Source organism: Mesorhizobium kamtschaticum (genome assembly GCF_056174585.1).
In genome coordinates, this window is record NZ_CM149691.1 from 68,096 (window position 1) to 91,208 (window position 23,113).

The following is a 23,113-nucleotide window of genomic DNA, read 5'->3' on the forward strand; positions in this document are numbered from 1 at the left end:
GGTTCTGCCCGGCTTTTTTGTTAGGAAAAACGCATATGCGGCGACAAAGCCGCGCATGGCGGTTTTCACGCGCACCAAATCATCTAGATTGCCCTTCTGGATGATCTGGCACGCATCGCGAAGAGGATAGTGCATGACGGTTGGCCGAACGCTTCTCAAGTCGCTGCTGGCAGCGACCCTGCTGGTAGCGGGGTTGCAGACGACCCGGGCCGACGAGTGGCGCACCACCTCATCGCTGATCGGCCCTTCCAAATACGGCGACAATTTCCAGCACTACGACTACGTCAACCCGAACGCGCCGAAGGGCGGCAACTACAACTCCGTCGTCCAGGGGACATTCGACAGCTTCAATCCCTACATCGTGCAAGGAGCGCCGGCCGCCGGCTTCCAGCCGTTCGGCGGCGGCCTGCTTTACGATACGCTTATGGACCAGGCGACCGACGAAGGCAGCGTCAGCCACCCGCTGATCGCAGACGCCTACAAGTATCCGGCCGACTATTCCTCGGCGACCTATCGGCTGGACCCGCGCGCGAAGTGGCATGACGGGCAGCCGATCACCGTCGACGACGTGATCTGGTCGTTCCAGGTGCTGAAGGCGAACAGCCCGATGTACAGCCGCTATTTCGAGAACGTCACCGAGGCGGTGGCGATCTCCGACCGCGAGGTCGAATTCCATTTCAGCCAAAAGGGCAACCGCGAACTGCCCAAGATCCTTGGCGACCTCGTCGTTCTGCCCAAGCATTGGTGGGAAGGCACCGACGCCAACGGCAAGAAACGCGACATCACCAAGGGGACGCTGGAGCCGCCGCTTGGCTCGGCTGCCTACAAGATTGCCAGCTTCAAGCCGGGCTCGGAGATCGTCTGGCAACGCGTGCCGGATTATTGGGGCGCCAAGCTGGCGGTGAAGATCGGGCGCGAGAATTTCGACACCCAGCGCTTCACCTACATTCTTGACGACAATGCCGCCTGGCAAGCCTTCAAGAAGGGCGGGCTCGACGATATCAAGCCGGAAAACAGCTCGAAGAAGTGGGCGACGTTTTATGATTTCCCGGCGATCAAGGCCGGCGACGTGATCAAGCAGGTATTCAAGACCACCTCGCCGGAGCCGATGCAGGCCTTCATGCTCAACCAGAGGCGGCCGCTGTTCCAGGATCGCCTGGTACGCGAGGCACTGACCTACGCGTACGATTTCGAGACGATGAACCGGACGCTGTTCTTTGGCTTCAACACCCGTACATCAAGCTATTTCCAGGGCACGGAGCTGGCCTCCAGCGGCCTGCCGCAGGGCAAGGAACTGGAAATCCTGGAAAAATACCGTGACAAGCTGCCGCCCGAGCTTTTCACGCAGGAGTTCAAGCTGCCGGTCTATGACACGCCGCAAGCCGAGCGCAAATATTTGAGGCAGGCGGTCGATCTGTTCGCCAAGGCCGGCTGGGTGATCAAGGGCGGCAAGATGGTCAACGCCAAGACCGGCGAGCCTTTCAAGTTCGAGATCATCGGCTCGAGTGAAACGGACCAGGTCCTTTCCGGCACCTACATCGCCAATCTGCGCAAAATCGGCGCCGATGCGACGCTGCGCATCATCGACCAGAGTCAATACATCAACCGCGTCGACAATTTCGATTACGACGTCATCACCAACCTGCTGCAGCAATCGGAATCGCCCGGCAACGAGCAACGCGATTTCTGGAGCTCGAAGGCCGCTGACACACCGGGATCGCGCAACTATTCCGGTATCAAGGATCCGGTCGTCGACGCCCTTGTCGACCGCATCATCTTCGCCACCGACCGCGACGATCTGGTGGCCGTCACCCATGCGCTCGACCGGGTGCTGCTGTGGAACTACTATGTCGTGCCACAATACTACCGTGCGGTGGTGTGGCTAGCCTACTGGAACAAGTTCGGGATTCCGGACAAGCAGCCCAGCTACCGTGGCGCCGATATCGATTCCTGGTGGATCGACCTCGAGAAGGAAAAGGCGCTCGCGGCCAAATACAGGGGTAGCGATTGATGGGGCAGCAGCCGATGCTTCCTCGTCGCGACTTCCTGGCGCTTGGCGCCGCGGCAACCGCCGCCGCGCTGCTGCCGGGCAAGGCTTTCGCCGCCAGCCCGACCGGCGTGAAACTGCACGGGCTGTCGGCCTTCGGCGATCTCAAATACAAGCCGGACTTCACGCATTTCGACTATGTCAATGTCGATGCGCCGCAAGGCGGCACGTTCAACTTCCTGCCTCCCAACTGGGGCGCCAACCAGAGCCCGCTCACCTTCAACACGCTGAACGCCTTCGTCCCCAAGGGCGATGCACCGCAGCGTCTGGAGATGTGCTTCGACCAGTTGATGGCGAGATCGCTCGACGAGCCCGACGCCGTCTACGGGCTGATCGCCGATACCATCACGATCTCCGACGATCGCAACAGCTTCACCTTTGGACTGCGCCCACAGGCCCGTTTCCATGACGGCACGCCGCTGACGGCGGAAGACGCCGCCTTCACCTTCAAGCTGCTCAAGGACAAGGGGCATCCGGATTATTCGCTGCCGCTGACGCATCTGGATGACGCGGTCGCCATCGACGCCCACACGCTGCAGCTCAAATTCTCGGGCAAGCAGACGACCCGCACCATCCTCAACGTCGTCGTCTTTCCGATCCTGTCGAAGGCCTTCTACACCGCCAATCCGTTCGATTCCTCGCAGATGAACCCGCCACTCGGTTGCGGCGCCTACAAGGTCGGGCGCTGGTCCGCCGGCGCCTGGATCGAATATGAGCGCGTGCCGGACTATTGGGGCAACGATCTTGCGGTCAATCGCGGCCAGAACAATTTCCAGCGCATCCGCGTCGAATTCTACCAAGACCGCAACGTCGCCTTCGAAGCCTTCAAGAAGGGCGAAATCCTTTACAGGGAGGAATTCACCTCGCGCGTCTGGGCGACGCAGTACAATTTTCCCGCCTTCACCGCCGGCAAGGTGGCCAAGCACGAATTCCCGGCCGAAACGGTGCCTGCCATGCAGGCCACCGCCGTCAACCAGCGGCGCGAACAATTTCGCGATCCGCGCGTGCGGCAGGCGATCGCGCTCTGCTTCGACTTCGAATGGACGCGACGCAATTTCTTCTACGGCTCCTATGAGCGCTCGCAATCCTGTTTCGAGAAATCCGATTTCCGCGCCGAGGGCACTCCGTCGCCGGAGGAACTGGCGCTGCTCGAGCCGTTGCGTGACCAGATTCCTCCTGAGGCCTTAGGCGAAGCGGTGACCCAGGCGGTCTCGAACGGCTCCGGCCGTGATCGCCAACTGCTCGGCAAGGCAGCCAAGCTGCTGGCCGAGACCGGCTGGAAGCGGTCCGGCGATTTCGTCGTCAACGACAAGGGCGGCCGGCTGTCGGCCGAGATTCTCGTCGACGACGAAACCTTCGAGCAGGTCTATTCGCCTTGGGTCGAAAACATGAAGGCAATCGGCATCGACGCATCGATCCGGCTGGTCGACGCCGCGCAATATCAGTTGCGGCAGAATTCGTTCGACTACGATCTCGTCTCAGTTGCGTTCTCATTTCCGGCGACGCCAACCCGAGACGACCTCGAAACCTTCTTCCACTCGCGAACCGCCACCATATCGGGCTCGCGCAACCTGCCGGGCACATCGAACCCGGCCATCGACACGCTGATCGACACCGTTGGCGCCGCCAAGGACCGCGAAAGCCTGACAATTGCCATGCGCGCTCTCGACCGGGTCTTGCGCGCGCGGCGCGATTGGATTCCAAGTTGGTTCCTGGCGAATCACCGAAGCGCCTATTGGGACATGTTCGGTTTTCCCGAGCAGAAACCCGATTTCGGCTTTCCGGTCGAAGCGCTGTGGTGGGTCGACAAGGGCAAGGCGGCAAAAATTGGCAAAGCCTGACATGACCGTTCACGCGGGGCCGGCAGCCTGATGGGCGCCTATATACTGCGACGCATCCTTCTGATGATCCCGACGCTGTTCGGCATCATGGCGATCTCCTTTGCCGTGATCCAGTTCGCGCCCGGCGGTCCGGTCGAGCAGGTGATTGCCAGCCTGACCAACCAGGGCGGCAGCGATCGCCTCGGCGGCGGCGGTGGCGACGCCGGCACCGGTGGCAATTTCGATGTGGCCGGCGATATCAGTTCGAAATACCGCGGCGCGCAGGGTCTTGACCCCGAGTTCATCAAGAAGCTGGAAAAGCAGTTCGGCTTCGACAAGCCGCCGCTCGAACGCTTCGGTATGATGCTGTGGAACTATATCCGGTTCGATTTCGGCGACAGCTATTTCCGCGACATTTCGGTGCTCGACCTGATCCTCGAAAAGATGCCGGTGTCGATCTCGCTCGGCATCTGGATCACCATCCTGTCCTACCTGATCTCGATCCCGCTTGGCATCCGCAAGGCGGTCAAGGATGGCTCGGCGTTCGACATGTGGACCAGCGGTGTCGTCATCATCGGCTATGCCATCCCGGGCTTCCTGTTCGGCATCCTGCTGATGGTGCTGTTTGCCGGCGGCTCGTTCTGGGACTGGTTCCCGTTGCGCGGCATCGTTTCGGACAATTGGGACCAGTTGTCCTGGCCGGACAGGATCGTCGACTATATCTGGCACATGACCTTGCCGCTGACGGCGCTGGTGCTGTCGGCCTTCGCCACGACGACGCTGCTCACCAAGAATTCCTTCCTCGAGGAGATCCGCAAACAGTATGTGGTGACGGCGCGCGCCAAGGGCCTGTCGGAGCGCAAGGTGCTCTACGGCCATGTCTTCCGCAACGCCATGCTCATCGTCATCGCCGGCTTTCCCGGCGCCTTCATCTCGGCCTTCTTCACCGGCTCGCTGCTGATCGAGAACATCTTTTCGCTCGACGGTCTTGGCCTGCTTGGCTTCAAGTCGGTGTTGGCGCGCGATTATCCGGTGGTGTTCGCCAATCTCTATATCTTCTCGCTGCTTGGGCTGTTCGTCGGCTTGCTGTCCGACCTGATGTACACCTGGGTCGATCCGCGCATCGATTTCGAGCGGAGAGACATCTGATGTCCGAAGCCGTTGTCGAGAACACGCCGACACGCGCCAAACGGCCCTGGCTGTCGCCGCTGAACCGCCGGCGCTGGCAGAATTTCAAGGCCAACCGGCGCGGCTACTGGTCGCTGTGGATCTTCCTTGTCCTGTTCGGTCTGTCGCTGTTTTCCGAATGGATCGCCAACGACAAGCCGATCCTCGTCTCCTACAAGGGCGAGATCCTGTTTCCGGTGCTGGTCGCCTACCCCGAGGAGAAGTTCGGCGGCTTCTATGCCGTCACCGATTATCGCGACCCGGTCATCCGGGACGAGATCAACGCCAATGGCTGGATGATCTGGCCGCCGATCCGCTACTCCTATCGCACCGTCAACAATGCGATCCCCGATGCCGCTCCTGCAAAGCCGTCGTGGCAATATGATGCAGACCAGCGCTGCAGCCAGTATCCGCAGAAGGCCGCCGATCCCGACTGCATTGTCGGCAACTGGAACTGGCTGGGCACCGACGATCAGGCGCGCGACGTGCTGGCGCGGCTTATCTACGGTTTCAGGATCTCGGTGCTGTTCGGCCTGATCCTGACTGCCGGGTCGTCGCTGATCGGCGTCGCCGCCGGCGCTATGCAGGGTTATTTCGGCGGCTGGACCGATCTTCTGTTTCAGCGCGTCATCGAGATCTGGTCAGCGATCCCGGTGCTCTATCTGCTGCTCATCGTCTCCGCCATCCTGCCGCCCGGCTTCTTCATCCTGCTTGGCCTGATGCTGATCTTCTCCTGGGTGTCGCTGGTCGGGGTGGTGCGGGCCGAGTTCCTGCGCGCCCGCAATTTCGAATATGTCAACGCGGCGCGCGCGCTCGGCGTGCCCAACCGCACGATCATGTTCCGGCATCTGTTGCCCAACGCCATGGTGGCGACGCTGACCTTCCTGCCGTTCCTGACCAGTGGTTCGATCTCGACGCTGACCTCGCTCGACTATCTCGGCTTCGGCCTGCCTCCGGGCTCCCCCTCGCTGGGCGAACTCATGAAGCAGGCGCAAAGCAACCTGAACGCGCCATGGCTCGGTATTTCCGGCTTCATCGTCGTCTCGCTGATGCTGTCATTGCTGGTGTTCATCGGTGAGGCCGCGCGCGATGCCTTCGATCCGCGCAAGGCATTCAGATGAGCGAAATTCTGCTCTCTATCCGCGATCTCAGCGTCGCCTTCACCCAAGGCGGCAACCAGTCGATAGCTGTCGACCACATTTCCTTCGACCTCGCCAAGGGCGAGACGGTGGCACTGGTCGGAGAGTCCGGCTCCGGCAAATCGGTGTCGGCCTTGTCAGTGCTGAAGCTCCTGCCCTATCCGACGGCGAGCCACCCCTCGGGAAAGATCCTGTTCCAGGGCGCCGACCTGCTGGCCATGAACGAGAAGCAGTTGCGGCAAGTGCGCGGCAACAAGATCACCATGATCTTCCAGGAGCCTATGACCTCGCTCAATCCGCTGCACACGATCGAGCACCAGATTGTCGAGATCCTGAAGCTGCATCAAGGCATGGCCGACCGCCCGGCCAAGGCCCGCACTTTGGCCTTGTTGAAGGAAGTGGGTATCCGCGAGCCGGAAAACCGTCTCGACGCCTATCCGCACCAGCTCTCCGGCGGCCAGCGCCAGCGCGTCATGATCGCCATGGCGCTGGCCAACGAACCCGAACTGCTGATCGCCGACGAGCCGACGACGGCGCTCGACGTTACCGTGCAGGCGCAGATACTCGAACTGCTGGCGGGCTTGAAAAGCCGCAAGGGCATGTCGATGCTGTTCATCACCCATGATCTCGGCATCGTGCGCAAGATCGCCGACCGGGTCTGCGTGATGACCAAGGGCAAGATCGTCGAGACCGGACCGACCAAGGATATCTTCGCCAACCCGCAGCACGCCTATACCAAGCATTTGCTGGCGGCCGAACCGAAGGGCAAGCCGCCGGCCGCCAACGATGCCGCCAAGCCTGTCATGACCGGCAAGGACATCAAGGTCTGGTTCCCGATCAAGAAGGGGTTTTTCCGAACCACCGTCGATCATGTGAAGGCGGTCGACGGCATCGATGTCACCGTGCGCGCCGGCCAAACGCTGGGCGTGGTCGGCGAATCCGGCTCTGGCAAGACGACGCTCGGCCTGGCGCTGGCGCGCATGATCTCGTCGACTGGGAGCATCCAGTTCAACGGTCGCGACATCAACCAGCTCACCTTCAACGCCATGCGGCCGCTCAGGCGCGAACTACAGATCGTGTTCCAGGATCCGTTCGGCTCGCTCAGCCCGCGCATGTCGATTGCCGAGATCATTGAGGAAGGGTTGAAGATCCACGAGCCGAAGCTGTCGCCCGATGAGCGCGACGACAAGGTGGCCGCCGTGCTGAACGAGGTCGGCCTCGATCCGGCGACCCGCAACCGCTACCCGCACGAGTTTTCCGGCGGCCAGCGCCAGCGCGTCGCCATCGCGCGCGCCATGGTGCTCAACCCGCGCTTCGTCATGCTGGACGAGCCAACATCGGCGCTCGACATGAGCGTGCAGGCGCAGGTCGTCGACCTCCTGCGCAATCTGCAGGCCAAGCACGACCTCGCCTATCTCTTCATCAGCCATGACCTCAAGGTCATCCGGGCGCTTGCCAACGACGTCATCGTCATGCGCAATGGCCAGATCGTCGAAGCCGGCCCTTCCCAGCAGATTTTTGAAAATCCGCAAACCGACTATACTCGGGCATTGATCTCGGCCGCCTTCAAGATAGAGACGGCGCCGGTCGGCATCGTCAGCGAGTGACGGAGTAATTCCAGGAAAAGTGTGAAACGGTTTTCCGTCCGGAATTGCGCTAAAACAAACAGACGGAGCGGTTCGGCGTTTCCGTGAAACGATGAACCGCTCTGGCGTGAAGAGGGACTAGACGTACCGCGATGGAAAAAGGCCGTATCCTGCTTGCCGTCACCGGCTTTCATCCGCAGCGTTGGCGCGACCTGTTGTCGGCCGAGCGCGAGGTGGTGCTTGAGCCGGAAGGCGCCAAGGATCCGTCGATCACCTATGCGGTGGTGTGGAAGCAGAAGCCGAACCTGTTGTCGTCGCTGCCCAATTTGCGCGCCATCTTCTCGATCGGCGCCGGCGTCGACCATGTCTTCGCCGACCCCGGCCTGCCCGACGTGCCGATCGTCAGGGTGGTCGCCGACAACCTCACCCAATACATGACCGAGTATGTCGTCTGGCGGGTGCTCGATCACCATCGCCAGGGCCTGCTCTACCGGCAGCAACAGCCCAAGAAGATCTGGCACGAGCCGCCACAGAGGCCGGCCGGCGACATTTCCGTCGGCATTATGGGGCTCGGCAATCTCGGCCGCGCCGCAGCCTCGGTGCTGCTGTCGCTCGGCTTCGCCGTCAATGGCTGGTCACGCAACGAGCGGCCGATGCAAGGGGTCGCGACCTATTCCGGCGAGGCCGGTTTGATCCCCTTTCTCAAGGCGACCGATATCCTTGTCGTGCTGTTGCCGCTGACGCCGGACACGCAAGGCATCATCAATTACGGCGTGCTGAAGGAATTGCGCAAGCGCAACGGCCTCGGCGGTTCGGTGCTGATCAACGCCGGACGCGGCCGCCTGCAGAAGGACGCCGACATCGTGCGGGCGCTGGATGACGGCACGCTGAAAGAGGCAAGCCTCGACGTGTTCGAGGTCGAACCGCTGCCGAAGACCAGCCCGCTGTGGAACCATCCGAAAGTGTTCGTGACGCCGCACGCCGCGGCGACCTCCGATCCCATGCACCTGGCGCCGACCATGCTGCGCCAGATGGACGCCTTCGAGCGCGGCGAAAAGCTCGACAATCTGGTGGACCGCAAGGCGGGATACTAACCGGGAGTCTTACCTGGCCAGATCCCACTGCCGGAACCATTGCTTGATTGCTCTCACGGAGGATAGCCGCAGCTTTGGCAGGTCGAGTTGCTCGAATATCGCCTGGTATCTCTGGCGGTTTTTCGGCGTCGTCACGGCAATATGGCGGATCATGTCCCATTTGACGCTGTCGCGCCCGCCCTCCAAGGCTCCGCGCCTCTCCTTCTCGAACAGGGTTCGCCTGAAATAGCGCAGCAAGCTTGCCGGCGTGGAAATATCCAGCAAGATCAATCCCGTCGCCCGCAGAAAGCGTTGCGGCATGCCGACCGAGTAATTTCCATCCATCACCCAACGCTCACCGGCAATCGCAGCGTCATGCAAGGCGATGAATTCGCCCTTTGGACGCGGTTCCCAGTCGGTGTTGGGCAGACGATGAAGCAGATCGAGGTGAATGGGCTCCAGGCCACGCTTGCGGGCAATCGCGTCGGCCAGGGTCGACTTGCCGCTGTTGGACGGCCCCAGGATGCAGATCCGGTCTCCAAGGTCCGAGAGTTTCATCCGATCGTGCCCTTGCCAGGACAAAGCCAGCTGCCTGCGACAAATTCTCGACCAATGATTGTTTCGTATCTTCAAGCGGGCAGAGCGAACTTCTTCTTCTGGTTGTCCGGCTTGCCGCAGTCGCGGCGCTCGATCGACCGGTTCATGGCATCGATGTCGCCTGCCGCCTTGTCGCTATCGCGCTGGGCCTTGGAGCGCATATCGGGCGTGAACGGGCCGAAACCCATTGCGGGATTGTAGAAGGTCGGCTTCGCGGTCACCGGAAGGTTGTTCTGCTGCGCCAACCCGTTGCGCTGCGCCAGCAACTGATCGCATGGCACGGTGTCGTACTGAAGGGAGGATTCTATGTTGGCGTCCTGCCGTTCGGACATCGAATTGCCGACGCAGCCGGTCGTTGCCAGGCAAGACGCCAAGATCATCATGTTCCAGCGCATCGAATATGCTCCCTCCTGATATTCCGCGCGCGCCCCCTTGTTACCCGCGCACGCGATTCGGGCTTTTTCGCAGCAGAAGCTTCACAGCGACAAGTGCGGCAGTACCCCCCCTTTGGGGTTGGGAAGGATCACCGCATTGGCCCGATTGTGAACGCTTCCGGTTGCATGGATTTTCCCGGCCACAACGACCAGCCCGTCGACCGGTTCCCGACGATCCTGCCGGATCACGGTTGTTTCCAAGGACAGGATCGAAAATCCGTTGGCGGCCAGGATTTCACGCACATAGGTTTCAGAGTGCGCGTAGCGGCGCGATGGCAGCAACACGAAATCGCCACTGCCGCTCAACCTCTCTACGGAAAAGGCGAACAGGCCATCTCCGGCCAGCAAGCCGGCGATCGTCTTCAGCATGTCGTCGAGTGCGCCGACATAGATGAAGACGTCGGCCACTGTCACCAGCTCGGCTTTCGGGCCAGCATAGGAAAAATCCCGCAGATCGGCCTTGCCCAGGAAATCGTAGACACCCTTGGCCCGCGCCCGTTTCAGCATTCCGGTCGAAATGTCATAGCCCTCCAGCCGGTCGGCAATCGGCCGCAGCCTCTGCCCCATCAGGCCGGTGCCGCAGCCGAGATCGAGCGCCAGCGGGAAGCGACCCGGCCTTGCCGTTCGAATGGCTTGGTCCAGCAACTCAGGCAGCCGGTAACCCAGCCTATCGACCAGCGATTCATCGAAGCTCTCGGCGTAGTGATCGAACAGTGTCTCGACGAAAGCGCTGGGGAGCGCGTCGGACGCCGGCGCCTTGCCGATCAATTGCAGGTTCAGTGCAGCACCCTGACGATCCGTCGGATCGAGTTGCAGCGACACCGTCCATGCCTGTGCTGCCAGATCCGATGCACCCGCCGCTTGCTGCATTTCGCCGAGACGAAACCAGCCCATCGCCCATTGCGGTGTCAGTTCCAGCGCATCGAGCAGCAATTCCGCCGCCGCCGCGTGATCGCCATCGGCATGAAGCATCTCGGCATAGTCGGCGCGGCGATCGGCGTTCAAGTCGCCGGATGAGGTCTGGAGCGGTTTCATGTAGATGGGTCCCGCCTGCAACTGAAGCCGGCGTGCGTATATGCTGGAGTCAGCAGTCCGTGGCAACAGACTTCCCGTGGCGGAATTATATCCTATCTTGGGGATCATGCGCGCCAGCGACCTGCTTCATCCCCGGCCCGAGGGCCTTTATTGCCCGCCGGGCGACTTCTTCATCGACCCGGTACGACCGGTGAACCGGGCGCTGATCACGCACGGCCATTCCGACCATGCGCGTTCAGGCCACCGCTCGGTGCTGGCGACGCAGCAGACGCTCGACATTATGGGCCTGCGCTATGGCGAGGATTTTGCCGGAACGACCCAAGCGGCACGGCTCGGCGAGGCGATCGGCCTCAATGGCGTCAGCGTCAGCTTCCATCCGGCCGGCCATGTGCTGGGTTCGGCGCAGATATCGGTCGAGCATCAGGGCATGCGCATCGTCGCCTCCGGCGACTACAAGAGGCGGAAGGATGCGACCTGCGCGCCGTTCGAGCCTATCCGCTGCGACGTGTTCATCACCGAGGCGACCTTCGGCCTGCCGGTTTTCCGTCACCCACCCGACACCGAAGAGATCGCCCGCCTGCTGAAATCAGCGGCGCAGTTTCCCGAACGCTCGCATCTCGTCGGCGCCTATGCGTTGGGGAAAGCGCAGCGGGTGATGCGGCTGTTGCGCGACGCCGGCTATGACAAGCCGCTCTACATCCATGGCGCGCTGGCCAGGCTCAGCGAGTACTATCAGAGCCAAGGCATCGATCTGGGGACACTCGAACCGGCGACAGTGGAAGGCGGCAAGCAAGATTTCGCTGGCGCCATCGTCGTCGGCCCGCCATCGGCCTTCGCCGATCGCTGGGCGCGGCGCTTTCCTGATCCGATCTCGTGCTTCGCGTCCGGCTGGATGCGCATCCGCCAGCGCGCCAAGCAAGGCGGCGTCGAGCTGCCGCTGATCATCTCGGACCATGCCGACTGGGACGAACTCACCGCCACCATCAAGGAGACCGGCGCCGGGGAAATCTGGGTGACGCATGGCCGCGAGGAAGCGCTGGTGCGCTGGTGCGAGCTGGAAGGCATCGCCGCAAAGCCACTGCATCTGGTGGGCTATGAGGACGAGGGCGATTGAGGGCATGAACCGCTTCGCCGAACTCCTCGACCGTTTGGTGCTGACGCCGTCGCGCAATGGCAAGCTGACGCTGCTGGTCGACTATTTCCGCACCGTGGAGGATCCGGATCGCGGCCTGGCGCTGGCCGCCATCACCGGCGATCTCAATATAGCGGCGGTCAAGCCGGCGATGTTGCGCATGCTAGTCACCGAACGCATGGACCCGGTGCTGTTCGGCTATTCCTACGACTATGTCGGCGATCTCGCCGAGACGGTGTCGCTGGTCTGGCCGCAGACACCCGGCAAGATCCCCAACCGCGACCCGACGCTTGGCGAAGTCGTGGCAAGACTGCAGGCGGCAAGCCGTTCCGACGGGCCGAAGGTGCTAGCGGGGCTGCTCGACAGCGCCGGCATTTCGGCGCGCTTCGCCATCATCAAGCTGGTCACCGGTGGCCTGCGCATCGGCGTGTCGGCGCGGCTGGCCAAACAGGCGCTGGCGGATTTCGGCAAGGTCGACGTCGCCGAAATCGAGGAGCTCTGGCACGGGCTGTCGCCGCCCTATACGGCGCTGTTCGCGTGGCTGGAAGGCAAGGCTGAGAAGCCACGCAACACGGCGCTGGCGCTGTTCCGTCCGGTGATGCTGTCGAACGCGGTCGGTGACGGCGATCTCGAAAAGCTTGACCCGGCGGACTACGCCGCTGAATGGAAATGGGACGGCATCCGCGTCCAGGCGGTGGCCGAAGGCGGCATCCGCAGGCTTTACTCGCGCACGGGCGACGATGTCTCCGGCGCCTTTCCCGACCTTGCTGACGCAATGGATTTTTCCGCGACGCTCGACGGCGAATTGCTTGTCGGCGATCCGCGAGAGGCGACAGGAACCTTCTCTGACCTGCAGCAGCGGCTGAACCGCAAGACGGTGACGCCGAAGATGCAGCAGCAATATCCGGCCTTCATGCGCTGCTACGACCTGCTTCAGATCGGCGATGAAGACCTTCGCGCATTGTCGTTCCGCGAACGGCGTGGCCGCCTCGAAGCCTTCGTGAAAACGCTCGACCCGAGCCGTTTCGACCTGTCGCCCTTCGTCGCCTTCGCGAACTGGCAGGCGCTCGAAAAACTGCGCCGCGCACCGCCGTATCCGATCATCGAAGGGGTGATGCTGAAGCGCTGGGATTCGCCCTACGTTGCCGGCCGGCCGAAAGGCCCGTGGTTCAAATGGAAGCGCGATCCGCATACGGTGGACGCGGTGCTGATGTATGCCCAGCGCGGCCATGGCAAGCGCTCGAGCTTTTACTCCGACTACACCTTCGGCGTCTGGTCCGGAGCCGAGGGCGAGGAGGAACTGGTGCCGGTTGGCAAGGCCTATTTCGGCTTCACCGACGAGGAGCTGAAGCAGATCGACAAATATGTCAGGGACAACACGGTCGAGCGTTTTGGGCCGGTGCGTTCGGTGCGGGCGGATCGCGACAATGGCCTGGTGCTGGAGGTCGCCTTCGAGGGGCTCAACCGTTCGACCCGGCACAAATCCGGCGTCGCCATGCGCTTTCCCCGCATTTCACGGCCGCGCTGGGACAAGCCGGCCAACGAGGCCGACCGCATCGAGACGCTGCAGGCATTGCTCGACCGCTAGGCGTCCGCGGCAGACATCCTCAAGGCTCGATCGAGACGCGGATCTCGTAGATGTTGACCGCCTTGCCCTGTTTGTCGAAATCGGAATTGACGGCGATGGTTCCGGCCGAACCCGGATGCTTGTCGGGGAACTGCACGTCGAACAGATATTCGTTGCGCTGCTGGCCGACCGCGTAGCGCTTGCGGCCGCAATCGCCGAGTTCGCCGAAATTGCAGTCGACGGAGATCTGCGTGTCCTTGCCGTCCTCGGCACGCGCGATGATATCGAACACCGCATGCTTGCCGGCGAGCTTCTCCAGCACGCCCTGCCCGACATCGAAGGCAACCGCCGAACCGGAGGGGCCGGACTGGATGCGCAGGAACGAACCGCTGTCGTCCTTCATCACCTCGGCCTTGGCGTCCGACGGGGCGGCGACATGCGTCGGATCGGTCGGCGAGAACACATTGATCCAGTTGCGCGACTGATCCGCGGCACCAGGCTTTGCCGGTGCGTTGGCGCCGTCGGCCGGGGTGAAATCGTCGTCCTCGACGGTTGGCGGCGCCACCGGCGGCGCCGTATCGAGCTGCGCCGCCGTCTTGAACACGCCGGTCTGGATGGCGAAGAACACGCCGATGCCGATCGCCGCAAGCAGCGTTACGGTGAAGAAAATGGCGGTCAGCGGCAGGCGGCGTCCACGAATGCGCCGCTCATCGCGATCGGGCGCCACTTCCGTCGCGGCCCCCGAAGCGGCGGGAACGGACATGTCGATGGCCGGCGCACCGGGAAGCGTCGCGTCCGGCATGATGTCGGGGACGACCGGCAGCACGCGCGAGCGCGGCGCATCGGATGCGGGCTGCGCGGGGCCGTCGACGGCGACAGTGGACGATGGCGTCTTGTCGCCGATCTCGATCGCGGGCGCCGCAGTGGCCGCGGGCTCGCCCGCCGGGGCGTCGACCTCCAGGCCAACATCCGGCACCGCCGGCAGGAACTCGGATTCGATTTCGGTGATTGTCGCCTGGATCGCCTTGCGGCGCTTGATGGCGACTTCCACGGTCACGCCGGGATTGGCCTGGAGCGCACGGTCAAGCGCGGCAAAGGCCGACCGATAGACCCTCTCGCGGAACGCGCGGTCCTCGGCATTGCCCTTTTCCAAGGCGTTCCGGATCGCTTTTTCAATCGCGTCCAAGCGGGATCCCTCTGCAAATTGCCCAAACTTCCGTGATGGTTAGCCGTAGGCGACCAATCAATCAACGGGCGGGCGCCGCATTCTGCCTCGACGGGCAGTCCAAAGTCCATCTTGGCAATGTTCCGGCAAACAAAATCGGCATGTGCCGGCGATTATCGCACAGACGGAGGCGCGAACCCCTGGTTTCGGTGATCGCGGGCGCTCATGCATGATTTGGCAAGTCGCATCTTGAATTCGCGGCCGGTTGAGTCTATCACCCAGCCCATCTTGGAGGCCTTGGCCTCCCGGGCCGCTTTAGCTCAGTTGGTAGAGCACATCATTCGTAATGATGGGGTCAGGTGTTCGAGTCACCTAAGCGGCACCAAAAATTTCAATAAAATCCGCGTACTAGCGCTTTGGATCTTGGTTCCACGGCTTCAGGGGTGGTTCGTGGCACCACTATGGCACCGAACCGTACCATCTCACACGATCAATCGACGCGATCGGCAGGGTGCTTCATTGGGGCTAGGCACCGGTCTTGAAAACAAGAACTGGATGGCCATAAGCTTTTGAAACGTAAGGCATTATGATCGAAATAGAAGTGAAATCTGCGCCAAATCTGCGCCAGTTCGTTGAAAGATGGTGCAGATCGCAGTGGACGGGTGGCTGAGTGGTTTAAGGCAGAAGTGTTGAAAACTTCCGTACCGGGAAAGGCACCGTGGGTTCGAATCCCGTTCTCTCCGCCATAGTTTCTGTCTAACCACTTGAAATCGCTTTGCGATTTTAGACTGGAGGCAGTCTTCCCCACTTTCTTCCCCACTTTCTTCCCCACTTTCTTCCCCACTTTCTTCCCCATTTCTCTCAGCGGCAGCGGCGCAATTCAGAGTAGTGTCGCGATGTTCTCCGAAATGATGGCGCAATGACGCGCTGGCATGACCTCAAGCCCAGACTTCACCGCAGCTAGAATAGGTGGCAAAGGGTACCATCGATCCGCGCGAACTCTTTTGCTTCATCGAATTCCCAACCGTCATGCATCACGACCCGGGATAAGTCGATGAAGCTGTCGTGGGTGATCAGTTCGTGACATCCAGCCTGGATCAGGATTTGGTCCTTCCCATGAGGGCGGGGCAGCGTATTGATCCACACGAAGAATTTCTCAGAGACGCAAACGCACAAAGCGAATTTGTCTTTCTGAGGCTTAGCTATGGCTGTTTTGATTATGTAGATATGGCCGAGCTTACAGGACGCCATAGGCTGCAAAAGCCTTTGCGTCCTCGATGACCTCATCGTCGGCGCCTGCCAACATGTCTTCGAAACTCATCGTTTCGTTCTGACCTGCGTTTGCCCAGGCTTTATGCCCATGGGTCTCGTCAGAGATCTCCCCGAAAGAACGCCGTAGGCAATATTGATCGCGTGATCGAGACACGTCAGGTCGGACTTGCTGAAGAAAGAAAGGTCTGCCTTGCGTTTTGCGCTGATAGTCGGGTGTTTTCGTTGCGCTCTATCCAGCCCGTCATTCGCCGAACTTTTGGTGGGCTCGGGGACGCTGCCCTTAATAATATCGTAGGCAAACGTAGGCACCGGGCCGTTTTCCATCGCGTAGTATGAATCGCCCGTAATCGGCCTGCCGAATTTGCGCAAATGGTCAACGTCTGCAAAATACAAAATCTTGCCGGCAAAAAAAGGCGTCAACTCGCCGGCCTGGGCGGTGATGTAGACCAGCGCCTCCAAAACCTTGTCTTTGTCGACATGGAATTTTATCATACTGGCCAAATTATAGCGCGATTCCGCAGGACTTGACATACCTATACCGGCATGCCGCCCAAGGCTCAAGTTGCGCCAGCCGCCTCGCTAATCGGCTGGATTTCCAGACCGGATCGAAGATGCCCACTGACCGAAGCCTTTTCAGAATGCATTCCCCGAAGATCATTGCCCGCCGCCGAAAGGTGGCGGGCTTTTAACGCCAGCTTGACAACAATCATCGCGCGAAGGCACCTTGGCGCCGAGGGAACACGCAGGGATATTATGAAGAAGACCTACGAAAAGCCGATCCTGACCAAGCGAGAGAAGCTTTCGGCCGTCACCGCAGCAGTGCAGAGTTCCAAGCCCGTAATCACTTAACAAGGCAGCAATTATCAAGAGGCCCGTCTCGGCTCACGCCGGGGCGGGCTCTATCGGGCCGTATTTATCAGGCGCTCCAAAACGGGAAAGTCGTCAAGGTCCCTATACGGCGTCAGATCCAAATCGCCAGGCACACGTTTGAGCGTCTCTTCGTCGATTTGTTTCTCGTGAGCCTTCATCACTGCTTGGTAATCTCTCCACGTGAGCCGGCGCCCCTCACAGCATCTCGCTCGGCCCGAAGGGCGAGCTGGTGGGCGTGGAGGTAATGCAACCTGAGCTCGTCCAACAACGCCTTTTCCACGATTTCGTGCGTGACCAAAAAGGGTGCCAGTCTGACTTCCCTGCCTTTCCATGCCATCGTTCTCGGCAGGCGGCGGTCTATGTAAACGGTCGTCGCATCACCACTGTATCCAGCAATATAGGGAATATCGAAATCGTGGCTGATCTTCACTCGCTTTTGTAACGCGACCAACACATCGGCTAAGACTTGGTCATCGACGTCTTCGGATTTATGTCGAACTTCCCTGTCGAGATTCAAGCGCACCTCCCGATGCCGTATTTGGCGGTAGAGGCTTATGCAATCTCGTTGCGCGCATCTGGTTCCGGTAGCGCGTTAGTTGGGAGGATGTCCCACCCACTTCCGACACCACTACTAGGCCCGCTGCTCCCTCCGAGGCAGCCGGCTTTTCGTTGGGGACGACTTCGGGAACGAAACGTCGAGCAAGGAATTGGTATTTGGGTCCTAACAATTACGGGAGGTTTTCATGGGACGCGGTATCTTGCTCTGGCTCATTGGAATTCCGATTCCAATCATTATTCTCATCATGCTTTTTGTTCGATAGGTGCTGCGATGCAACCAGTCCTCTCAGGCGTAGAGGTTTCCCGCTCCACCGAATCCTCGTCCACCGCCGTCAGCTGGGGGCCGATCATCGCCGGCGCCTTCGCGGCCTGCACGCTCACGTTCATTCTAATGCTACTCGGCTCCGGCCTCGGCCTGACGATGGTTTCGCCATGGTCCGGCTCGGGCGCCTCGGTAACTACTTTCGCGGGCTCCACTGCGGTCTGGCTAGTAATCGTCCAATGGCTGTCCTCGGGCGTAGGTGGCTATCTTGCAGGACGATTGCGTACCAAATGGGTGAACGTTCACACGGACGAGGTTTACTTCCGTGATACCGCGCACGGCTTTCTTGCCTGGGCGCTTGCGACGCTGCTTGTCGTCGGCGTTCTCGGGTCGGCCCTCTCTGGAGCGGTAGGCTCGGGTGCGCAGGCGGTGACGACTATCGCTTCGGGCGCGGCCATGGGCGCTTCGGCTGGTGCATCGTCCAACGCGGGAGCGGTCGACAATGCAACATCGTACTTCGTGGATTCGCTTTTCAGACCGAACGACCCTTCCAAGCTTGCCGCCGCCAACCCACAAAGCGATGCGGCGGCAACGGCACAGGCAACTCATATTCTGATCGCGAGCGCAGCGACGGGCGACGTTTCTGCCGATGACAAGACCTATCTGTCTCAACTGGTTTCGGCGCGGACAGGATTGTCGGAGGCAGACGCCAAGGCGCGCGTCGATGCAGTGCTTGCCAAAGTGCAGGACGCAAAAGTAAAGGCAAAGCAAGCCGCCGACACCGCCAGGAAGGCAACTATAACCTTTGCGCTTTTGAGTGCTTTGTCCTTGGTCATAGGCGCCCTCGTCGCTAGCGCTGCGGCGGCTCTAGGCGGGAGGCAACGCGATGAGGAGGAAGAAGCTATCTTCTTAGCTCGCTAGTCAGCCGCTAGATCCCATCAAACAGACAATGGCCCTCCCGTTTCTCCATTCGGGCGGGCGTTTTTCAAGCATAAGCGGAACCTGATATGCTCCGGTTGGTTTCAGGGACGGCAGCGTAGCTGCTGGTCAAGATCCCGCAAGGCTTGGCCGGGCCCGCTTTGCCCCCCGAGTCGAGGCGGGCCCACTCAATACCACCCATGACGACTTTCAGCCTGTCTCGGCGCACGCTGGGCGGGCTTTTTCCCAGTCGATCGGAACTTAGAAACAGTCGGTTTGTTGATGACCAGGCGGTCGGTGCTTCAGCGGCCACCGCTGACCAAAGCTGACTTGGTCGGCCCGCGCAGGATGGGAAGGCGCGGGCCATCCGTACCGAGCATACGGGAGGTCCCATGGCTCTCTATTACTTCGACGTCGACGACAACGGTCAGGTGTTTCACGATGACCAAGGAACAGATTGCAAGGATTTCGCCGAGGTGAAGAAGGAAGCCATCTCGGCTCTGATGGATATGATCAGAGAAAGCCTGCCGGACGGTGATCATCATCAGCTCTCGATAAAGGTCCGCGACGATGCTGGCTCCGGGATCTTAGAAGTCGCATTGCACTTCAACGTTGTCGCTGAGCGAAGGCTTCCAGGCTCGTCCTCCTCACCAGACAGCCATGTTTAAGGGGATGGGCTTTCCAAGGTTCCGGTCAATCTCGGACCGCCGTGGCGCGATTTGACCAAGACGGTGCCCATCCAACGAGCTTCCACGGTTTCAATGATTGTTCTACCAGCGCTTCAGCCTAGTGGACCGGTTCCGGGCCCATAAAGCCCAGTCACGTTTCTTCGCTTGGCAGCGCCCCAGGCGGACAAACCTGTTCTATAGCCAGCCTGACGAGCTGAAGGCCGGCGGTCGTCCGTGAAGGACGCGTGTCTAGCGTGGAATTGTGACGATCATTCCAGCTACGGACGGCGTATTCCCGATCAACGCAGACCGGTCCTGACGGCATCTATTTCCCTTCCCGACGCTTTTCGATTTCGTACGTGAGCCATCGACATAACATGCCAGCAATTGATGCGGTGGCGCCGACGAGCAGACAGGCGATCAGTAGTGGGCTTTGCGAAGCGCTCTTCCAGCTCACGATGGCGAGCAGGACAACGCTTACAGTTGAAATCACATAGCCCACGCCCTTGAGCATATGGAGAGCAGTTTTTGTCATCCCTGGATTCTCCTGGCGGCTGCCCGCTCGGAACATTCTTGACCTCCCGAAGTTCCAGAGCCGGCTCACATTTGCGAGGCGTCTCCAATGCCAGACTATCTAAAGTTGCCGACGAGGACCGATGGCCTGATCAGGGTGGTGGTTGAAACTCCACGTGGTGCGGCTGCGAAATTAGCCTATGATCCAGCGACTAGGGTTTTTGGCTACGTCCGGCCCCTGCCGGTTGGAATGAGTTACCCGTACGACTGGGGCTTTATCCCCTCGACGTTGGGCGAGGACGGTGACCCCCTGGATGGGCTCGTCATTCATCAGGCTCCTACCGCACCAGGGGTAGTCATCAAATGCCACTTGCTTGGTGCGCTGCGTGTCAAGCAGAAGGATCAGGGCGGCGAGGCCCTACGCAATGATCGTTTTATCTTCTGCCCTCACAAGGAGGATGCAGAAGACGAACCCGCAACCGAAGGCCAAGTGCCCGACCACCTGAGGCGGGAAATCGAGCAATTCTTTCTCTCTTCGGTGCTAGGCACCGGCAAAACCATCAAGTTCAAGGGCTGGCAGGGCGCGAACGAAGCTCTAAGAGCGATTAGGAAGGGTATGAAGGCCTTCACTGCCCGGCGGGGTTGACGGGGGATTACCCTGCCGGGAAGGCGATGCCTTCAATCGCCATGCCGAAGTGCACTAGAGGCGCACCACCTTATCAAGATGCAGGCGCATCCGCTGGCCTTCTGCAAACGCTAGGGCGTAAGATTCCAGCTCGAATGATCGGCTGTATTCTTTGCCGTCCTCAACGACGCGGACGAACCATTCGCCGCACGCCTCAACAACTTCAACCGCCGTCGGAATCGTGCCGTTAGAGACCGTGCCGTCCATCGCAATTGCCTCACGCAAAAAGGGACAACAGCGAATTATATGACCACGGAAATCAGCGTTTCAAGCGCAAAAATTCTGTACCCTTTTTACCAATGCGATCGTTAGAGTCAGTCAGCCCCTCCACTGCCGGAACAGCGCTGGCCAGGCGGGAATTGGATTGTGGCCAGCGCGGTTGCCGGTGAAACATTGCCTGAATTCCGCGCTGGCCGGGGTGGCGACTGGCGGTCGCCGCCACACCAGGGTAGCGACAACTAATTAATAGAAAATGGTGCGACCGCGAAGGGCCTTCCGATGTCGGGCGGCCGTTCGAGCGTGGGGGAACCAGTTAAGTTTGCGCACGTACGCGATCAGGGCCGGGATCAACCAGCACGCAATCCGACGCAAAAGCAGTGCCAGCACCTGCCGTCCCGAAATGGGACATTACCGGGGGAAAACGTCCGCGCAGGGTGTGGTTGCAGAGTTGCTAACATTACGGTCGCGCCAGCCGGCGTGCCCACGCCGGTTAGGCCCGGCGGCCGGTAAGTCATACCCCAACGGGCTGCCGGGCCGCCTTCGTCCAATCCGCAGTCGACGAAATATCGCCTTTGCGCTAAATTGGTCGCAACCAGGGGTGGGGTCATGACCAAAAAGCAGCCAAAGCGCGAAGTCGTCGATGTTCACGAGGATGCGGTTTTTGCCGTGGAAAACGGCATCACGCTCGACCAGTTGAGGGATCTGATCAGGACACTTGGCAATGATCGAGAGACATTAGTCGAAGCCGTTCGGGCGTTGCGAAACGTGCGCTGAAGCCGGTCGGGCGTGATCTTCCCTCGATTATTGGCGTCCTGGCCGAATTGCTTGCCAGCAATATCAAACCGCCTGTGTTGCCAAGTGCGCGTGTGCTTTGAAGATCTTGATCTTGTCGGGATAGGTTATCTTGACCCGCCGCCGGCATCCTTCGCACTCATAGCTGGCGATGACGCGAAACCAGGCCCCAGTTTTGGTAAGGGCCAATTGACAGTGCGGGCATTCGAAAGTCAGATCGAAAGGCACTAGGCTCTGGGACAGAGACATTGCAGGGCTCCGAATAGGCGAGAGCACCTGAGTTGGCTCCCAAGCGCCCGTGTGCCGTAGATGGCGGACGACTTGGGAACTGTACGCTTCCGACAGTGGGTTAGCGAGTCAAATCAGCACTGGCCTGTCACCACAGGACCGGTGCGGCCTCCTACTGCTGCGTAGCGCCTACAGGCGGCTTGACGGCCAATGCGCTCACCAGATTAGCCGGCGCGCCAAACCCCCTTGATGACCTTGCGCAGGGCAAGCGTGACCACAACTAGGTGGTCTTCTGCCTCGCCATTATCGTTGGCGAGCTTGGTCCGTGGTGGCAACTTCATGCAGCGATTATGCGCCTTTGCGGCGGCGACGGTCTATGGCTTGGCAAGTGCCTGCCGGGAACACGCGTCCGATGAGTACGTTTGGCCGTCTAGGGGATTGTGCCGATGGCCGACGAACGGGACGAAGCACGCACCAAACCGAGCGATTTTATCGTAAAGCGATTAGTCGCTGAGGCGGGTATTACCGAAACGCAAGCCCGCGAGCTTATCGCAATTCTTGGCGCTCACAGTGGGTCATCGCTATTGCGAGAGGCGCGGATATTGAAGGGTCGGTGACCTAGCGCCCTGACATTGAGGGCATCGAAACTGTCTGAAATCGGCCAAAAGCTACCCCGCCATCACCTTGCCGGTGCCAGCAACGCGGAAGTAGATAAGTTAGTTTCACCTAAAATACGCCAGCCTTCCTCAGCCTCACCCCAGCGCCACCGCCATCGGTGCGGCGCCAGATTCCGTATCTTGCCGTTCTCCCGGTCGCGCTTCGTGTCAAACGTCTCGCCGCAAAAATGATCACGGCACGCTTTGGCCGCCGAGGCATCGGCAAAGAGTGCAGACAAGCACTAGTGGTGCACGCGCCGGGAACCCGGGCGCCGGCCCGATCCATCGTCACCTAAAACGCGCCGATTTGAGCAATTTTTTTTAAAAGCTCCGCAATTTTCAGCGCTGAAAACCCGGGGTCAACCGGCGGGCCATTCGGTGCGCCATTTGCCGTCGACACCTTGGACTAGGACCTCCGCCGCATGCCCTTTTTGACGCTGCACCGTTTGCGGCTTCGACAGCGGCCGACAACGCGGATTCGCGCGAGTCATAGGCATAATCTTTGTCTTCATATCGAACCTTCCAGCGGTCGGCCTCTTTCGAAACGTAGTACTTCGCGTTCGCCATCGGTTCGCTCCGCGATCAAACGATTTTTCTTGGTCGTCCCCGTAGCCGCCCCCCACGGCGGGATCGGTTCGTATTAGACCTTGCTTATGCAGAAAACCATGGCGGTGGCATCTCTTCAAGTCTGCATGCGCTCAGGCCGCAAA

The 23,113-nt window shown here is 60.5% G+C and carries 21 protein-coding genes and 1 tRNA gene; 13 read left to right on the plus strand and 9 right to left on the minus strand.

Features of this window, described 5'->3' with window-relative positions:
* Positions 1 to 133: 133 nt before the first annotated feature.
* The 6 genes from AC0V7N_RS00340 (at position 134) to AC0V7N_RS00365 (ending at position 8,853) form a co-directional block, all read left to right on the plus strand.
* Entirely contained in the window at positions 134 to 2,011 is a 1,878-nt protein-coding gene (locus AC0V7N_RS00340; protein ID WP_496627638.1) for an ABC transporter substrate-binding protein, read from the plus strand.
* A 14-nt stretch (positions 2,012 to 2,025) separates the two neighbouring features.
* Positions 2,026 to 3,888: an extracellular solute-binding protein gene (locus tag AC0V7N_RS00345; RefSeq protein ID WP_475453722.1), complete on the plus strand. Its 1,863-nt coding sequence runs from the start codon at positions 2,026 to 2,028 to the stop codon at positions 3,886 to 3,888.
* A 30-nt stretch (positions 3,889 to 3,918) separates the two neighbouring features.
* Positions 3,919 to 5,016 (plus strand): microcin C ABC transporter permease YejB, encoded by a 1,098-nt coding sequence (locus AC0V7N_RS00350; RefSeq protein ID WP_475453724.1) that lies wholly within the window; start codon positions 3,919 to 3,921, stop codon positions 5,014 to 5,016.
* The gene (locus AC0V7N_RS00355) at positions 5,016 to 6,155 is read left to right on the plus strand and encodes an ABC transporter permease (RefSeq protein WP_475453726.1); all 1,140 of its coding nucleotides are present in this window, start codon (positions 5,016 to 5,018) and stop codon (positions 6,153 to 6,155) included. The genes AC0V7N_RS00350 and AC0V7N_RS00355 overlap by 1 nt, the downstream gene beginning before the upstream one ends.
* Positions 6,152 to 7,780 carry an ABC transporter ATP-binding protein gene (locus AC0V7N_RS00360; protein ID WP_475453728.1) on the plus strand — a complete coding sequence of 543 codons (1,629 nt, stop codon included), beginning with the start codon at positions 6,152 to 6,154 and terminating at the stop codon, positions 7,778 to 7,780. Before AC0V7N_RS00355 ends, AC0V7N_RS00360 begins: the two co-directional genes overlap by 4 nt.
* A 131-nt stretch (positions 7,781 to 7,911) precedes the next feature.
* Positions 7,912 to 8,853 (plus strand): 2-hydroxyacid dehydrogenase, encoded by a 942-nt coding sequence (locus AC0V7N_RS00365; RefSeq protein WP_475453730.1) that lies wholly within the window; start codon positions 7,912 to 7,914, stop codon positions 8,851 to 8,853.
* A gap of 9 nt (positions 8,854 to 8,862) precedes the next feature.
* Here AC0V7N_RS00365 and AC0V7N_RS00370 read toward each other — a convergent pair whose 3' ends face one another.
* From AC0V7N_RS00370 to AC0V7N_RS00380, 3 genes are all read right to left on the minus strand, one after another.
* Positions 8,863 to 9,390 (minus strand): P-loop NTPase family protein, encoded by a 528-nt coding sequence (locus tag AC0V7N_RS00370; protein WP_475453731.1) that lies wholly within the window; start codon positions 9,388 to 9,390, stop codon positions 8,863 to 8,865.
* A 71-nt stretch (positions 9,391 to 9,461) separates the two neighbouring features.
* On the minus strand, positions 9,462 to 9,824 hold the full coding sequence (locus AC0V7N_RS00375) for a hypothetical protein (protein WP_475453733.1): 363 nt from the start codon (positions 9,822 to 9,824) through the stop codon (positions 9,462 to 9,464).
* Between the two features lie 81 nt (positions 9,825 to 9,905).
* Positions 9,906 to 10,898 (minus strand): class I SAM-dependent DNA methyltransferase, encoded by a 993-nt coding sequence (locus tag AC0V7N_RS00380; RefSeq protein WP_475453735.1) that lies wholly within the window; start codon positions 10,896 to 10,898, stop codon positions 9,906 to 9,908.
* A 106-nt stretch (positions 10,899 to 11,004) separates the two neighbouring features.
* On the opposite strand from AC0V7N_RS00380, the gene AC0V7N_RS00385 reads away from it, so the two are divergent.
* Both AC0V7N_RS00385 and AC0V7N_RS00390 read left to right on the plus strand, forming a co-directional pair.
* Positions 11,005 to 12,012, plus strand: coding sequence for a ligase-associated DNA damage response exonuclease (locus AC0V7N_RS00385; RefSeq protein ID WP_475453737.1), 1,008 nt, complete (start codon positions 11,005 to 11,007; stop codon positions 12,010 to 12,012).
* 4 nt (positions 12,013 to 12,016) lie between these two features.
* A complete protein-coding gene (locus tag AC0V7N_RS00390) occupies positions 12,017 to 13,618 on the plus strand; it encodes a cisplatin damage response ATP-dependent DNA ligase (RefSeq protein ID WP_475453739.1) in 1,602 nt (533 codons plus the stop codon).
* 19 nt (positions 13,619 to 13,637) lie between these two features.
* Here AC0V7N_RS00390 and AC0V7N_RS00395 read toward each other — a convergent pair whose 3' ends face one another.
* Positions 13,638 to 14,783, minus strand: coding sequence for a hypothetical protein (locus AC0V7N_RS00395; protein ID WP_475453741.1), 1,146 nt, complete (start codon positions 14,781 to 14,783; stop codon positions 13,638 to 13,640).
* Between the two features lie 288 nt (positions 14,784 to 15,071).
* On the opposite strand from AC0V7N_RS00395, the gene AC0V7N_RS00400 reads away from it, so the two are divergent.
* Positions 15,072 to 15,147 (plus strand) — tRNA-Thr (locus tag AC0V7N_RS00400).
* Between the two features lie 932 nt (positions 15,148 to 16,079).
* On the opposite strand, the gene AC0V7N_RS00405 is transcribed toward AC0V7N_RS00400, so the two are convergent.
* From AC0V7N_RS00405 to AC0V7N_RS00415, 3 genes are all read right to left on the minus strand, one after another.
* Entirely contained in the window at positions 16,080 to 16,526 is a 447-nt protein-coding gene (locus tag AC0V7N_RS00405; protein ID WP_475460129.1) for a Panacea domain-containing protein, read from the minus strand.
* A 65-nt stretch (positions 16,527 to 16,591) separates the two neighbouring features.
* On the minus strand, positions 16,592 to 16,744 hold the full coding sequence (locus AC0V7N_RS00410) for a hypothetical protein (RefSeq protein WP_496627639.1): 153 nt from the start codon (positions 16,742 to 16,744) through the stop codon (positions 16,592 to 16,594).
* A gap of 317 nt (positions 16,745 to 17,061) precedes the next feature.
* Positions 17,062 to 17,421 (minus strand): hypothetical protein, encoded by a 360-nt coding sequence (locus AC0V7N_RS00415; RefSeq protein ID WP_475453745.1) that lies wholly within the window; start codon positions 17,419 to 17,421, stop codon positions 17,062 to 17,064.
* Positions 17,422 to 17,733: 312 nt separating this feature from the next.
* Here AC0V7N_RS00415 and AC0V7N_RS00420 point away from each other — a divergent pair, with 312 nt between their 5' ends.
* Entirely contained in the window at positions 17,734 to 18,645 is a 912-nt protein-coding gene (locus tag AC0V7N_RS00420) for a hypothetical protein (protein ID WP_475453747.1), read from the plus strand.
* A gap of 389 nt (positions 18,646 to 19,034) precedes the next feature.
* Positions 19,035 to 19,310, plus strand: coding sequence for a DUF6894 family protein (locus AC0V7N_RS00425; RefSeq protein ID WP_475453749.1), 276 nt, complete (start codon positions 19,035 to 19,037; stop codon positions 19,308 to 19,310).
* A 325-nt stretch (positions 19,311 to 19,635) separates the two neighbouring features.
* Here AC0V7N_RS00425 and AC0V7N_RS00430 read toward each other — a convergent pair whose 3' ends face one another.
* Entirely contained in the window at positions 19,636 to 19,881 is a 246-nt protein-coding gene (locus AC0V7N_RS00430; RefSeq protein ID WP_258589696.1) for a hypothetical protein, read from the minus strand.
* 51 nt (positions 19,882 to 19,932) lie between these two features.
* On the opposite strand from AC0V7N_RS00430, the gene AC0V7N_RS00435 reads away from it, so the two are divergent.
* Positions 19,933 to 20,469, plus strand: coding sequence for an inorganic diphosphatase (locus AC0V7N_RS00435; RefSeq protein WP_496627640.1), 537 nt, complete (start codon positions 19,933 to 19,935; stop codon positions 20,467 to 20,469).
* Between the two features lie 54 nt (positions 20,470 to 20,523).
* Here the strand turns inward: AC0V7N_RS00435 and AC0V7N_RS00440 are convergent, their stop codons facing one another.
* Positions 20,524 to 20,715: a hypothetical protein gene (locus AC0V7N_RS00440; RefSeq protein ID WP_475453752.1), complete on the minus strand. Its 192-nt coding sequence runs from the start codon at positions 20,713 to 20,715 to the stop codon at positions 20,524 to 20,526.
* A 618-nt stretch (positions 20,716 to 21,333) separates the two neighbouring features.
* Here AC0V7N_RS00440 and AC0V7N_RS00445 point away from each other — a divergent pair.
* Positions 21,334 to 21,501, plus strand: coding sequence for a hypothetical protein (locus tag AC0V7N_RS00445; protein ID WP_475453753.1), 168 nt, complete (start codon positions 21,334 to 21,336; stop codon positions 21,499 to 21,501).
* Positions 21,502 to 23,113: the final 1,612 nt, after the last annotated feature.

Excerpts from the sequence above, each read along its gene's own strand:
- AC0V7N_RS00340 (WP_496627638.1), top strand. The coding sequence starts at position 134 with ATGACGGTTGGCCGAACGCTTCTCAAGTCGCTGCTGGCAGCGACCCTG.
- AC0V7N_RS00345 (WP_475453722.1), top strand. The coding sequence starts at position 2,026 with ATGCTTCCTCGTCGCGACTTCCTGGCGCTTGGCGCCGCGGCAACCGCC.
- AC0V7N_RS00350 (WP_475453724.1), top strand. The coding sequence starts at position 3,919 with ATGGGCGCCTATATACTGCGACGCATCCTTCTGATGATCCCGACGCTG.
- AC0V7N_RS00355 (WP_475453726.1), top strand. The coding sequence starts at position 5,016 with ATGTCCGAAGCCGTTGTCGAGAACACGCCGACACGCGCCAAACGGCCC.
- AC0V7N_RS00360 (WP_475453728.1), top strand. The coding sequence starts at position 6,152 with ATGAGCGAAATTCTGCTCTCTATCCGCGATCTCAGCGTCGCCTTCACC.
- AC0V7N_RS00365 (WP_475453730.1), top strand. The coding sequence starts at position 7,912 with ATGGAAAAAGGCCGTATCCTGCTTGCCGTCACCGGCTTTCATCCGCAG.
- AC0V7N_RS00370 (WP_475453731.1), bottom strand. The coding sequence starts at position 9,390 with ATGAAACTCTCGGACCTTGGAGACCGGATCTGCATCCTGGGGCCGTCC.
- AC0V7N_RS00375 (WP_475453733.1), bottom strand. The coding sequence starts at position 9,824 with ATGCGCTGGAACATGATGATCTTGGCGTCTTGCCTGGCAACGACCGGC.
- AC0V7N_RS00380 (WP_475453735.1), bottom strand. The coding sequence starts at position 10,898 with ATGAAACCGCTCCAGACCTCATCCGGCGACTTGAACGCCGATCGCCGC.
- AC0V7N_RS00385 (WP_475453737.1), top strand. The coding sequence starts at position 11,005 with ATGCGCGCCAGCGACCTGCTTCATCCCCGGCCCGAGGGCCTTTATTGC.
- AC0V7N_RS00390 (WP_475453739.1), top strand. The coding sequence starts at position 12,017 with ATGAACCGCTTCGCCGAACTCCTCGACCGTTTGGTGCTGACGCCGTCG.
- AC0V7N_RS00405 (WP_475460129.1), bottom strand. The coding sequence starts at position 16,526 with ATGATAAAATTCCATGTCGACAAAGACAAGGTTTTGGAGGCGCTGGTC.
- AC0V7N_RS00410 (WP_496627639.1), bottom strand. The coding sequence starts at position 16,744 with ATGATTGTTGTCAAGCTGGCGTTAAAAGCCCGCCACCTTTCGGCGGCG.
- AC0V7N_RS00420 (WP_475453747.1), top strand. The coding sequence starts at position 17,734 with ATGCAACCAGTCCTCTCAGGCGTAGAGGTTTCCCGCTCCACCGAATCC.
- AC0V7N_RS00425 (WP_475453749.1), top strand. The coding sequence starts at position 19,035 with ATGGCTCTCTATTACTTCGACGTCGACGACAACGGTCAGGTGTTTCAC.
- AC0V7N_RS00430 (WP_258589696.1), bottom strand. The coding sequence starts at position 19,881 with ATGTTCCGAGCGGGCAGCCGCCAGGAGAATCCAGGGATGACAAAAACT.
- AC0V7N_RS00435 (WP_496627640.1), top strand. The coding sequence starts at position 19,933 with ATGCCAGACTATCTAAAGTTGCCGACGAGGACCGATGGCCTGATCAGG.
- AC0V7N_RS00440 (WP_475453752.1), bottom strand. The coding sequence starts at position 20,715 with ATGGACGGCACGGTCTCTAACGGCACGATTCCGACGGCGGTTGAAGTT.
- AC0V7N_RS00445 (WP_475453753.1), top strand. The coding sequence starts at position 21,334 with ATGACCAAAAAGCAGCCAAAGCGCGAAGTCGTCGATGTTCACGAGGAT.